An 11,782-nucleotide genomic window follows, 5' to 3' on the forward strand; every position below is an offset into this window, starting at 1 on the left:
GTAACGCACATCACGTAACAATTGGATTTCCTCCACTCGGTGGAGATCTGCTCCGAGTTGACCTCCGAATTAACCTCCGTGTTGACCTCCGTGTTGACCATGGCAAAATGGGCTCTCATGGACCGCTCTGTGAATACCCCCGAAAAGCTACTGCACGCCTTCCGCACCGATAACCCCACAGCACCCCGTTTGACGTGGTACGGCCCGGACTCCGAAAGGGTGGAATTCTCCGGGCGGGTCTTAGATAACTGGGTGGCCAAAACAGCCAACTATCTGGTGGATGAGCTCGACGCCGAACCCGGTACCGTGGTTGCCCTGCACTTGCCGCTGCACTGGCGTTCCATGGTCTGGTTGCTTGCCACGTGGGCTGTGGGAGCGAAGGCAGTCACGGTTCCCGGCACAACTATCTCCAGCACTACTGATGCCCCCGGAGCGGATGCGGAGACCCACCGGTGGGCCGAGCTGGCCGCAAACGCAGACATTCTCGCCACAGCCTGGCCGGACGTGGCGCACACCCATTTGACCGGGGCTAAGAGTGATCTGCTGGTTGTGGCCGTTGCCCTGCCCGCTCTGCAGATGCGCTGGATGTCAGAGCTGCCCCCACGAACTCTTGATTACTCCGGCGACGTGCGTTCGCACGCCGATGTTTTCTTTGCCGACAGCGCCGCTGACTCACAGGACGTGGCCTGGCAGCACCACAGCACCGGGACCAGCGAGTGCACCACCACTTATGCAGCACTGCTCACCCCAGGTGCCGAATTACTTTCGGTGCCGCACATACCATTGCCACTTGCCCCCCAGCGGGTCCTGCTGCATGTGAGGGACGGATGGGACGCCGTTGTGCGGGACGCCTTGAGTATTTGGGCGGCCGGCGGATCAATAGTTTTGCTCGCTGACGGCGTAGCCGATACTCCCGCCCTGCGTGCCAGCGAACAGATTACGCTGGGCTAATTTACGCTGCGCTAATTTACGCTGGCTAATTTACGCTGGCTAATTTTCGGGGGGCCAGCGCAGAAACTCAGGCCTCGTGTTCAGCCTGAATCAGGCTGTGGTCAGCCTCATATCCGGGCTCCTGATCCAGCTCGTCAGTGAAAACCCAGAACCTGTAGGCGAAGAACCGGAAAATTGTCCCCAGAACCAAGCCGATGATAGAGCCGGAGACAAAGTCAGCGGTGGTGGATTCAAAGCCCAGCACCCAGTGCGAGATGTATACACAGGCTGCCGCAATGCCCATGCCAATACCGTTCATGATGATGAACAGAAATACTTCGCGGAGCACATTGGCTTGGCGGCGGTGGCGGAACGTCCAGTAACGGTTGGCGAGCCAGGAGAAGACGGTAGCCACCGCGGCGGAGATGATCTTTGCCTTGGTGGGGTGCCCGCTCATGCCGCCACTGAGCAGCCACAGATAAATTCCGGTGTCTATAACGAAGGCAAAACCGCCCACAACACCGAACTTTGCCACTTCACGCCAAAAGAGGCCCATCAGGCCTTGGATGCGATCTACAAGCTTTTGAAACATGGTCCTCCGTCAGGCATTTTGGCCAAAAACGGATGATTCTCGCTGCAGCCTCTGGTGAAATTCTAAGCCAAAGATTCCACTACTGACGTGCGTGTGTTGCCTAAAACACCTTATAAAGGCCTAGCAACACTGGCCAAAGCATGCATCTGGCCAGAGGTTCGGTACGCTGGGGACTGTGACTTTTCCTGTAATCGGTGTGGTGGGTGGCGGACAGCTAGCCCGCATGATGGCCCCCGCAGCCGTGGCCCTTGGTTTTGAATTACGCGTCCTTGCTGAATCGCCGGAGGTGTGTGCGGTGCCGGTAGTGGCCCACGCCCCCGTGGGCGATTACAAGGATCTTGATACTTTGCGTGCTTTTGCCCGCGGCGTGGACGTGCTCACTTTTGACCACGAACACGTCCCGAACAGCCATTTGCAGACGCTGATCGCGGAGGGCGTCAACGTCCAGCCCCGGCCCGATGCGCTGGTCAATGCCCAGGACAAGCTGGTCATGCGCGCCGCCATTGAGCGCCTTGGCTTGCCCAACCCGGCTTGGGCCGCTGTGGCCTCACCGGCAGACGTGGCCGCCTTCGGTGAAAGCCACGGCTGGCCCGTTGTCCTAAAGATGCCCCGTGGCGGTTATGACGGCAAGGGTGTGCGGGTGTTGCGCTGCGTTGCCGACGCCGAGGCTGCCGCCGATTGGTTTGCGGCCATGAACCCACTGCTGGTGGAGGAGATGGTTGAGTTCTCCCGCGAGCTTTCCGCTCTGGTGGCCCGCACGCCGTCCGGCCAGGCCAAGGCCTGGCCGGTAGCAGAATCCATCCAGGTTGACGGGGTGTGTGATGAAGTCATTGCCCCCGCCCCGGACATCGCGCCCGAGGTGGCCAGCGCCGCAGCGGCTGCCGCCCTGCGCATTGCCAACGAGCTCGCCGTGACAGGTGTCATGGCCGCCGAACTGTTTGAAACCCCGGGCCGCGCCCCCGGCTTCCTCATCAATGAACTGGCCATGCGTCCGCACAACACCGGGCATTGGACCATGGACGGGGCCGTGACCGGCCAGTTCGAACAGCACCTGCGTGCCGTACTGGACCTCCCCTTGGGTGACACCGACGCGCTCGGGCCGATTGTGGTCATGAAGAACTTTTTGGGCGGCGCCAACCAGGACTTATTCAGCGCCTACCCCGCCGCACTGGCTGCCGAGCCGTCCGTTAAAGTGCACAGCTATGGCAAGTCTGTGCGCCCCGGCCGCAAGATTGGTCACGTGAATGTGATTGGTGCCAAGCACGACGACGTCACTGCAGTACGTGCCCGCGCCACCACCGTGGCAAACATCATTAGAGACGGAGCGTAAAACCATGAGCAGCACACCCACACCCCTTGTTGGCATTGTCATGGGTTCAGATTCTGACTGGCCTGTCATGGAGGCTGCGGCGGCGGCCCTGTCCGAGTTCGGCATCCCCTTTGAAACTGACGTTCTCTCCGCTCACCGGATGCCCCTTGAAATGATTTCCTACGGCCAACAGGCTGCTTCCCGCGGCATCCGCGTCATCATTGCCGGCGCCGGCGGTGCCGCACACCTGCCCGGTATGCTCGCCTCCGTCACAACTTTGCCCGTGGTAGGTGTCCCTGTTCCGCTGAAGACCCTTGATGGCATGGACTCCCTCCTCTCCATTGTGCAAATGCCTGCCGGAGTACCCGTGGCCACCGTGTCCATCGGTGGGGCTCGCAATGCAGGGCTCCTGGCCGTGCGTATGCTGGCGGCCGGAACTGACGAGCTGGCAGCCTCCTTGGCGGCCCAATTGGCAACTTTTGCTCAGGAACTCAACCACCAGGCCACAGCCAAGGGAGCAGCCCTGCGGGAGAAGGCAAGCGCCACGTACCCGCTGGCCATGGCCCGGCCCGTTTCCGCCCTGACCGGGGCGTGATCACAAGAGCATGAGCTTTAGCAGTCCCAAGGTTTCGCGGCCCTCTAATTCTCCGCCCACGTTGACAGACCCTGCCCGTTTCCCGGAACCGGCCTCGGCCCCCGTGCGTTCGAGGCGGGCCTGGATCTTGTTGCTGCTGACACTTATACTTCCTGGCGCCGCCCAGGTAGTGGCAGGCAATAAGCGTCTGGGCCGGTTGGCACTGCGCTGTACCTTCACGGTCTGGGCTTTGGTGATTGCCGCCGTCTTACTGGCTTTGCTCCAGCGCGAGACACTGTTGAATCTTTTTACCAGCCCCGTGCCGTCCTTGCTCATCATTGTGGTTTTGGTGGCTGTGGCGGTGGGCTGGGCCTATATGTTCCTGAACACCCTGAGCATCATCCGGCCCGGCCTGCTGGCACCGGGAATGCGCGGCATGATCAGTATTGCCGTGGTTGTCTTGATGGTGCTGACCAGCGGCTCCTTGGGCTACGGCGCTTTTCTCATTAATTCCGGACGCAATGCCATCACCAGCATTTTCGCGGCCGGCCCCAATATGAAACCAGTTGACGGCCGCTACAATTTTCTCCTCATGGGCGGCGACGCCGGTGAGGACCGCAGTGGCAGGCGCCCGGACTCCATCATGGTGGTCAGTGTTGATGCAAAAACCGGTCAGGCTGCCACCATCAGCATTCCGCGCAACTTCCAAAATGCGCGCTTTGAGCCCGGCTCTCCCCTATGGGATGTCTACCCGGATGGCTACAACTGCGGGGATCAGTGCATCATTAACTTCCTCTACACCGATGTCACTAACAACCACCCCACTCTGTATCCGGGTTCGGCGGATCCCGGCGCCAGCGCCATGATGGATGCCGCCGGCGGCATCCTGGGCCTGAGTATCCAAGGTTATGTTCTGGTGGACATGGCTGGCTTCTCCGATTTGATTGACGCCTTGGGCGGGGTCACAGTCAATGTGGGCGGCTGGGTACCAATCAGCGGCGATGACATCAACGGTACCGGCGATCATCTGCCACCCACCGGCTGGATTGCCCCGGGTGTGCAAAAGCTCGACGGCTACCATGCCCTCTGGTTTGCCCGCTCCCGGCAATGGGTGCTGGAGTACAACCGGAGCCAGCGCCAGCAGTGCATTCAGGCCGCGATGCTGGCCCAGATGGACCCGGCCACCATCTTCACCAAATTCAGTGCACTTGCTGATGCCGGATCAAAGGTTGTTGAATCAGACTTACCTGCCGGACAGTTGGGCAGCTTCGTCTCGCTGGCGCTGAAGTCCAAGGGACACCCGCTGGCCCGCCTGACTATTGGTCCCCCGGATTTCGATAAAAACTTCCCCACATATCCGGACTTTGGGGTGCTGCACCAGCGGGTCAAGCAGCTCCTGAACCCTCCGGCGAGCACTCCCAAGGCGCCTACATCCAAGGCGCCCGCACCGGCAGAGCCGGCAGCACCTGCAGCACCTGCCCCGGAAGTACCCGCCGAACCGGCTCCGGAAGCTCCTGCTGCCCAGGCACCAACTCCGGCGGCGCCCTCTTCGGGGCCGGAGATCACTGCCGAATACCTGCAGCAACTTGCCATCAACGGTGACGATCTCACGCTGGGGTCACTGTTGGCGAACAACGGCACCTGCTCCCCCGGCTAAACACCCCACGCGGGTGCCGGGGCCCGGCCACGGGCCACAACTTTCAATCGATCTACAGCTCGTCTTGGACCAGGAGAAATTTTTATGTTTGCTCTGACGAACGTGACCCGTGACTACGCATGGGGTTCAACCACGGCCATTGCCGCACTTTTGGGCACCACGCCCAGCGGCGGTCCCGAGGCGGAGTTGTGGATGGGCGCCCACTCTGACTCCCCTTCGATCGCTTCCACTCCTGACGGTGGGGTGCCCCTTGATGAGCTGATTGCCCAGCATCCACTTGAGACGCTGGGCCAGCAGGTCCATGCTGACTTTGGTGCGAAGTTGCCTTTTCTGGCGAAGCTTCTCGCAGCCGAATCCGCACTTTCCCTCCAGGTGCACCCCACGCTGGAGCGGGCCGGGGAACGGTTTGCGGCCGAAGAAGCCGCTGGTATTCCGCGCGACGCCGCGCACCGCAACTACAAGGATGCGAACCACAAGCCGGAAATGATTCTGGCTCTGACACCTTTCGAGGCCTTGTGCGGATTTCGGCCATGCGCCGATGCCGCGGCCCTTTTCCGTGCCGTGGCGGCAGCCATCGAGGCTCACGGCGCTCAGGTTCCAGAGCTTCTGCACCAGCTAGAGATGACCTTGAATTCCCGTATGGCTGCCCCCATGGTGGTGCGCCGCGCCTTTGAAACACTCGTGGACGGCGGGGCTGCCACCACAGCCCTTGTGGAACTGGCCGCCGCTGCTCTGGCAGCGGACAGCACAGCTCTGGCAGCGGGTGAGGGCGCCGCCTCCAACACTTGTGCAGGGCTGCCGGATAACGGCGCCGCCTCGCTGCGCACCGTGGTGGAACTGGCGGGGCAATATCCTGGAGATGCCGGGGTGCTGGTCTCGTTGCTGTTGAACAGGGTATCGCTGCGCCCCGGTGAGGCCATCTACATGCCAGCTGGCAACATCCACGCGTACTTGAACGGCCTGGGTCTTGAAGTGATGGCGTCATCGGATAATGTGCTGCGCGGCGGGCTGACGGCCAAGCATATGGACGTCCCGGAGCTGCTTGACACGGTGAACTTTAGCCCCAACACGGTCCCCATGGTCTCCACCCGCACCACGGATCTCGGTCAGCAGGTCTGGGAGCCGCCCTTCGCCGAATTTGCGCTTCAGCGAGTGGAGCTTTCAGCCGGGGCCGCCCCGGTCCCCTTGGTGCAGAACGGCCCGCTACTGGTACTGGCAGTGCAAGGCTCCGTCCTGCTGGACTCGCCGCGCAGCGACATGGCGCTGCACCGGGGTGGCTGCGCCTTCATTCCTGCTGTTGAAAACCCTGTGATGGTTCACCCCGGCGCCCAGGCGGGCAGTGAACCGGCAGTCATTTTCGCGGTCACCGTCGCGGGGTGACCGCCAAGGTTCAGCCTGAGAGTCACCGCGCCCGAACGTCAGCGCTTGAGCAGTCCGCGGACCTTCTTGAGCGAGCGGCGTGCCACGGGAAGGGCCTTGGCGAACACGGGGTACAGCGGAGAAAGCCCCAGATCCCAGGTGCCTGCGAGCATGTTCTCATGGTCGGCGAAGCCAAATTTGAACTTCGAAACACCGTCATTGAGCAGGCCGTTGAAATCGTAACGGCGTATCCCCCGCGCCTTCATCTCCTGGATAGCCAGCCACTTCAGGGAGAAGTTTGCCCGCAGCACACTGCCTTCCTCGCTCATGCCGCCATACAGCTCAAACGCGGTGGACTCGCTTGCCGCGAGCCAGAGGAATGCCACCAGTTTCTCGCCGTCAAACGCGCCATAGATGGGTGATCCCTGCGCCAAATTCGCCAGAATGTCACTGTAATAAGCGTCCTCGTGGATACCGAATTCGGCACGCTGGGCGGTTTCCTTGTACACGGCCATGCACAGGGGAAGCTCGGCGGCTGTAACAGCGCGGTACACCAGCGCCTCCCGGCTGGACTTGCGAATGTACTGGCGCGTCTTCTTGCTCATGGCCGCCAGCAACTGCTCTTCGGTGCGGGTCAGATCCAAAATGAGGGTCCGCGGAATGAGGATGCTGGTGGGGCTGGGACTCCAGCCCGTTGCGGGCAGGGTGGCCACGGCCACGGTATCCGCGTCCCAATCCGGTTCAATGCTCAGCGCCACGGATTTATGGGTGGCCTTCACATACCGGCCCACGGCGTCAAGCACTTCATGCTCCCGGCCCGGCTCCGCCTGTGGTCCCCTCGCGAGGTACGCCAACGAGCGGAAGGGTACGGGCAGTGAGCGCAGCAGGATCTGTGCGGAGCCCACAAGCATCTGGCCGTCCTTGACCAAAACATGATCCACACTCCAGTTGTGGGCAGCTTTGGTCTCACCCCAACCCCACAGTTGCATGGGGTGGCCCTGCTGCGAGTTCACAGCGGCATCCCACTCGTCACGGACAAGGCACGGCACAACACTTAAAGTCATGCTTCAACCCTACCGGCTACTGCTGGTGCCGGGTCCCGCAGGCCGCGTGACCCGGCTCCGTTAGCTGGTGGTTAGCCGCGGCGGGCGTAGGTCTCCCACTTGGCTGCCTGGTGTTCGCCCTCCACGAAGCGGATGGTTCCGGACTTGGAGCGCATCACGATGGACTGGGTCAGGACACGGCCCTTATCGTAACGGACACCCTTGAGCAGGTCTCCGTCAGTGATGCCAGTGGCTGCGAAATAGCAGTTATCGCTGGTGACAAGGTCATTCGTTGACAAAACCCGGTCAAGATCGTGGCCGGCATCAATGGCTTTTTGCTTCTCGTCATCGTCAGTGGGCCAGAGCCGACCCTGAATGACGCCGCCCAGGGTCTTCATGGCACAGGCCGCCACAATCCCTTCAGGGGTTCCACCAATACCCATGAGAGCGTCAACACCGGTACCGGGGCGGACAGCAGCAATGGCCCCGGCAACATCGCCGTCGAGGATAATCTTGGTCCGGGCACCGGCGTCGCGAATTTCTTGGATCAGGCCCTGGTGACGGTCACGGTCAAGGACCATCACCGTGAGCTGGTTAATTTTCACACCCTTGGCCTTGGCAATCAGGTGCAGGTTCTGCTTCACGGGCAAGCGCAGATCAACCATGTCCGCAGCCTCGGGGCCCGTCACCAACTTCTCCATGTAAAACACGGCCGAGGGATCAAACATGGTGCCCCGCTCAGCCACAGCCAAAACGGCGAGAGCATTGTTGATGCCCATGGCGGTCAGCCGGGTGCCGTCAATCGGGTCAACAGCCACATCACACTCTGGTCCGGATCCGTCACCAACAACTTCACCGTTATAGAGCATGGGAGCTTCATCTTTTTCACCCTCCCCAATGACCACAACACCGTTGAAGTGGACAGTTGAAAGGAGCGAGCGCATGGCGTCCACGGCGGCACCATCGGCAAGGTTCTTTTCGCCAAAACCTACCCAGTGGCCACCTGCAATGGCGGCTGCTTCCGTTACACGGACCAGTTCCAGCGCCAGGTTGCGGTCCGGCTCATCGTCACCGACGGCCAATGATCGGGACAATTGCGAATAATCCATCTGTGCTGCTTTTTCAGCCACGTTTAAACCCCATTGTTCAGGTAGGCGCAGTTTTGCTGTGCGCTTTTGCACGCAGTCCTGGCGTTTTATTGCCTACTCAAGCAATCATAGGTGACTGCGTGAAACAAAAAGCCGTGAAGTGCGCCACAGCGCCTCCAGCGGGACGCTTTGGCTCTCCACATCTGGGAAGATGGGGAGGTGAGTGATTCCAGCCCTACCCCGCCCTTCAAGCCCACCATTGCCGCCGGAGCAGCAAAACGCGCCAATGCTTCACTGGTTGGCATGCTCTTGGCCATCTTCTCCACCATCGCCATTGTGCTGACTATTGTGTGGCTTAACCCTCAGCAAAAAGCCGAAAACTACCGCATGGACATTGACGTCTCCGCGGTTGCCAAGCATGCCGCAGATACGGCCGGCTTTGCCCCTGTGGCCCCGCTTCTGCCCGATGGTTGGTACGCCAACTACGCTCGGTGGAACCCTGCCGGTGCAGATGGTGTGGCTTTTTGGGACGTTGGTTACGTCACGGCAAGTAACACTTTCATTGCCTTGCGCCAGTCCATCACGGCCAACCCCACGTGGACAGCAGACCAGTCTTCCAACGCCCCTATTACGGGCACTCGGGCCATCAATGGGCACGAGTGGGAAGTGCGTGATAAACCTAAAGGGGACCGCAGCTTGATCTTGAACTCCGGAGATAACACCGTCATTTTGACTGGTGCTGCGGATTTCGCCGATTTTGACTTCCTGGCCAAGGCCGCGACCGACTCGCTTAGCAACGGCAAGTAACGTCAGCAGCACGGCACCGGTTGGGGCTGGCACCACCAACCCCGCCGCCGGACCGGCACGCTCCAACTCCAGCTCCAGCATTTCAACTACGAAGGGCAACAACTCATGACCGGTGGAGAAGACGGCAACAGCACCGCAATCGCAATCGCAATGCACCCTCAAACTCCGGCGCAAGCCTGGGAGACGTTGATGGATGGCAATGCCCGGTTTGTAAGTGGCACCTCCAACCACCCCAACCAGGACGCTGCCCGGCGCACCTCACTGCTCTCCGATCAGCACCCCTTCGTCATGATCTTTGGCTGCTCAGATTCGCGCCTTGCCGCTGAAATCATCTTTGACCTCGGCTTGGGCGATGCTTTTGTGGTGCGCACGGCCGGTCATGTTGTGGACAACACCGCCCTGGGCTCATTGGAGTACGGCGTGGAATACCTGGATGTGCCGCTCATTGTGGTGCTCGGTCACGACAGCTGCGGTGCTGTCACGGCCACCAAGTCCGCCGTGGACACGGGAAAGATGCCTGCCGGCTTTGTCCGCGACCTCGTGGAGCGCATCACCCCTTCGGTGCTGGCGTCACTGCGCAAGGATCAGGGCAGTTCCGTCAATGACATGGTAGAAGAGCACGTCAAGCAGACGGCAGCCCGCCTGGTGGAAAACTCCCCCATTATCGCCAGTGCCGTTGCCCGCCAGCGCACAGCAGTGGTGGGCCTGACGTACCGCCTCAATGACGGCACGGCCGATCTTGTCTACAGCAACGGCCACATCCACGGCTAATACCCGAGCCTTAGTACCCCAGATTTAGCGCCCCCCACGCTGAGGCGGGGACGAGAGCGGCACGTACGTGACGCTCTTGTCCCCGCCTTTCGTCAATGGCTGGCCTGCGCGAATCCCCGGGTGGACACGGGCAGGGTTTTCGAACCTGGGGGCGGCGGCGATAGGGTGGATGTCATGACTGATACTGCCCCGGCCTCCGCACAAGAATTCCGTATTGAACATGACACCATGGGCGAGGTCCGGGTTCCGGCCAACGCCCTGTACAGTGCCCAGACCCAGCGCGCTGTGGAGAACTTCCCCATTTCCGGCATGACCTTGGAGTCAGCCCACATTGCAGCCTTGGCGCGCATCAAGAAGGCTGCCGCCACCACCAACGCCGAACTGGGTGTTTTGGATGCTGAGCTGGCCCGCGCCATTGAGGGCGCCGCCGATCAGGTAGCTTCCGGCACGTTTGATGGCGACTTCCCGATCGACGTCTTCCAGACCGGCTCCGGAACCTCCTCCAACATGAACATGAATGAGGTCCTGGCAACTCTGGCCAACAAGGCCCTGGCTGCTGCCGGCTCCGAAAAGGTGGTGCACCCGAACGATCACGTCAACGCCTCACAGTCCTCCAATGACGTGTTCCCCACCTCGGTCCACGTTGCGGCCACCTCCGCCCTGATCAATGATCTTGTTCCGGCCCTTGCTTACCTGGCTGAATCACTGGAGCGCAAGGCCGAGGAATTCAAGGACATCGTCAAGTCCGGCCGCACCCACTTGATGGATGCCACCCCCGTCACGCTCGGACAGGAATTCGGTGGCTACGCCGCCCAGATCCGCTACGGCATTGAACGCGTGGAGTCCGCCCTGCCCCGCGTGGCAGAGGTCCCCCTCGGCGGCACCGCAGTTGGCACGGGCATCAACACCCCCGCTGGTTTCCCGCAGCGCGTCATTGCCCTGCTCGCACAGGACACCGGCCTGCCGTTGACCGAGGCACGCAACCACTTCGAGGCACAGGCCAACCGCGACGGCCTCATTGAGGCCTCGGGCCAGCTGCGCAACATTGCGTACTCGATCATGAAGATCAATAACGATCTGCGCTGGATGGGCTCTGGCCCCAACACGGGCCTGGGCGAAATCTCCATCCCCGATCTGCAGCCCGGCTCCTCGATCATGCCCGGCAAGGTCAACCCCGTGATCTGCGAGGCCGCCATCATGGTTGCCGCCCAGGTTATTGGCAACGACACCACCATTGCGCTGTCCTCCACCAACGGCGCCTTCGAGCTGAACGTGGGCATCCCGGTCATGGCCGCGAACCTGCTGCAGTCCATCCGCTTGCTGACCAACACCTCACGTGTCATGGCGGATAAGATGATTGACGGCCTCAGTGCCAACGTTGAGCGCGCCCGCTTCCTGGCGGAGGCTTCACCGTCCATTGTGACGCCGCTGAACAAGTACATCGGCTACGAGAACGCCGCCAAGATCGCCAAGCACGCCATCAAGGAAGGCCTGACCATCCGTGAAGCCGTCCTGGCTCTGGGCTTCGTGGACCGCGGCGAACTGACCATGGACCAGCTGGATCAGGGCCTGGACGTCATGGCCATGACTCGCGCACCCAAGTAATTCCTGCACACCGCGCATTAAGTACTGCGCATTAAGCACCGCACACT

At 61.2% G+C, this 11,782-nt stretch carries 11 protein-coding genes; 8 read left to right on the top strand and 3 right to left on the bottom strand.

The window, feature by feature from the left end:
* The first annotated feature begins 57 nt into the window (after positions 1 to 57).
* Positions 58 to 951, top strand: coding sequence for a TIGR03089 family protein (locus CVS29_RS02010; protein WP_245932007.1), 894 nt, complete (start codon positions 58 to 60; stop codon positions 949 to 951).
* A gap of 67 nt (positions 952 to 1,018) precedes the next feature.
* On the opposite strand, the gene CVS29_RS02015 is transcribed toward CVS29_RS02010, so the two are convergent.
* Positions 1,019 to 1,522 (bottom strand): GtrA family protein, encoded by a 504-nt coding sequence (locus CVS29_RS02015; protein WP_110104645.1) that lies wholly within the window; start codon positions 1,520 to 1,522, stop codon positions 1,019 to 1,021.
* Between the two features lie 175 nt (positions 1,523 to 1,697).
* Here CVS29_RS02015 and CVS29_RS02020 point away from each other — a divergent pair, with 175 nt between their 5' ends.
* From CVS29_RS02020 to manA, 4 genes are all read left to right on the top strand, one after another.
* A complete protein-coding gene (locus CVS29_RS02020; RefSeq protein ID WP_110104646.1) occupies positions 1,698 to 2,852 on the top strand; it encodes a 5-(carboxyamino)imidazole ribonucleotide synthase in 1,155 nt (384 codons plus the stop codon).
* A gap of 4 nt (positions 2,853 to 2,856) precedes the next feature.
* Positions 2,857 to 3,426, top strand: a complete 570-nt coding sequence (purE, locus tag CVS29_RS02025; protein ID WP_110104647.1) for a 5-(carboxyamino)imidazole ribonucleotide mutase — start codon at positions 2,857 to 2,859, stop codon at positions 3,424 to 3,426.
* A 10-nt stretch (positions 3,427 to 3,436) separates the two neighbouring features.
* Positions 3,437 to 5,062, top strand: a complete 1,626-nt coding sequence (locus tag CVS29_RS02030; RefSeq protein WP_110104648.1) for an LCP family protein — start codon at positions 3,437 to 3,439, stop codon at positions 5,060 to 5,062.
* Between the two features lie 84 nt (positions 5,063 to 5,146).
* Complete coding sequence (manA, locus tag CVS29_RS02035; RefSeq protein ID WP_110104649.1) at positions 5,147 to 6,442, top strand: mannose-6-phosphate isomerase, class I; 1,296 nt, start codon at positions 5,147 to 5,149, stop codon at positions 6,440 to 6,442.
* 38 nt (positions 6,443 to 6,480) lie between these two features.
* Here manA and CVS29_RS02040 read toward each other — a convergent pair whose 3' ends face one another.
* Both CVS29_RS02040 and glpX read right to left on the bottom strand, forming a co-directional pair.
* Positions 6,481 to 7,485, bottom strand: coding sequence for a lipid II:glycine glycyltransferase FemX (locus CVS29_RS02040; protein ID WP_110104650.1), 1,005 nt, complete (start codon positions 7,483 to 7,485; stop codon positions 6,481 to 6,483).
* A gap of 71 nt (positions 7,486 to 7,556) precedes the next feature.
* Entirely contained in the window at positions 7,557 to 8,573 is a 1,017-nt protein-coding gene (gene glpX / locus CVS29_RS02045; protein ID WP_110104929.1) for a class II fructose-bisphosphatase, read from the bottom strand.
* 198 nt (positions 8,574 to 8,771) lie between these two features.
* On the opposite strand from glpX, the gene CVS29_RS02050 reads away from it, so the two are divergent.
* The 3 genes from CVS29_RS02050 (at position 8,772) to CVS29_RS02060 (ending at position 11,735) form a co-directional block, all read left to right on the top strand.
* Complete coding sequence (locus CVS29_RS02050; RefSeq protein WP_110104651.1) at positions 8,772 to 9,359, top strand: DUF4245 domain-containing protein; 588 nt, start codon at positions 8,772 to 8,774, stop codon at positions 9,357 to 9,359.
* Between the two features lie 105 nt (positions 9,360 to 9,464).
* Complete coding sequence (locus CVS29_RS02055) at positions 9,465 to 10,130, top strand: carbonic anhydrase (protein ID WP_281268032.1); 666 nt, start codon at positions 9,465 to 9,467, stop codon at positions 10,128 to 10,130.
* Between the two features lie 174 nt (positions 10,131 to 10,304).
* Positions 10,305 to 11,735, top strand: coding sequence for a class II fumarate hydratase (locus tag CVS29_RS02060; RefSeq protein ID WP_110104652.1), 1,431 nt, complete (start codon positions 10,305 to 10,307; stop codon positions 11,733 to 11,735).
* The last annotated feature ends 47 nt before the right edge of the window (positions 11,736 to 11,782 follow it).

Origin of the sequence: Arthrobacter psychrochitiniphilus, assembly GCF_003185915.1 — a bacterium.
Lineage (GTDB): Bacteria > Actinomycetota > Actinomycetes > Actinomycetales > Micrococcaceae > Specibacter > Specibacter psychrochitiniphilus.

What these genes read in the sequence shown, in the direction of transcription:
- CVS29_RS02055 (WP_281268032.1), top strand. Translation starts at nt 9,465, where the DNA reads ATGACCGGTGGAGAAGACGGCAACAGCACCGCAATCGCAATCGCAATG.
- CVS29_RS02040 (WP_110104650.1), bottom strand. Translation starts at nt 7,485, where the DNA reads ATGACTTTAAGTGTTGTGCCGTGCCTTGTCCGTGACGAGTGGGATGCC.
- CVS29_RS02015 (WP_110104645.1), bottom strand. Translation starts at nt 1,522, where the DNA reads ATGTTTCAAAAGCTTGTAGATCGCATCCAAGGCCTGATGGGCCTCTTT.
- CVS29_RS02060 (WP_110104652.1), top strand. Translation starts at nt 10,305, where the DNA reads ATGACTGATACTGCCCCGGCCTCCGCACAAGAATTCCGTATTGAACAT.
- manA (WP_110104649.1), top strand. Translation starts at nt 5,147, where the DNA reads ATGTTTGCTCTGACGAACGTGACCCGTGACTACGCATGGGGTTCAACC.
- purE (WP_110104647.1), top strand. Translation starts at nt 2,857, where the DNA reads ATGAGCAGCACACCCACACCCCTTGTTGGCATTGTCATGGGTTCAGAT.
- glpX (WP_110104929.1), bottom strand. Translation starts at nt 8,573, where the DNA reads ATGGATTATTCGCAATTGTCCCGATCATTGGCCGTCGGTGACGATGAG.
- CVS29_RS02030 (WP_110104648.1), top strand. Translation starts at nt 3,437, where the DNA reads ATGAGCTTTAGCAGTCCCAAGGTTTCGCGGCCCTCTAATTCTCCGCCC.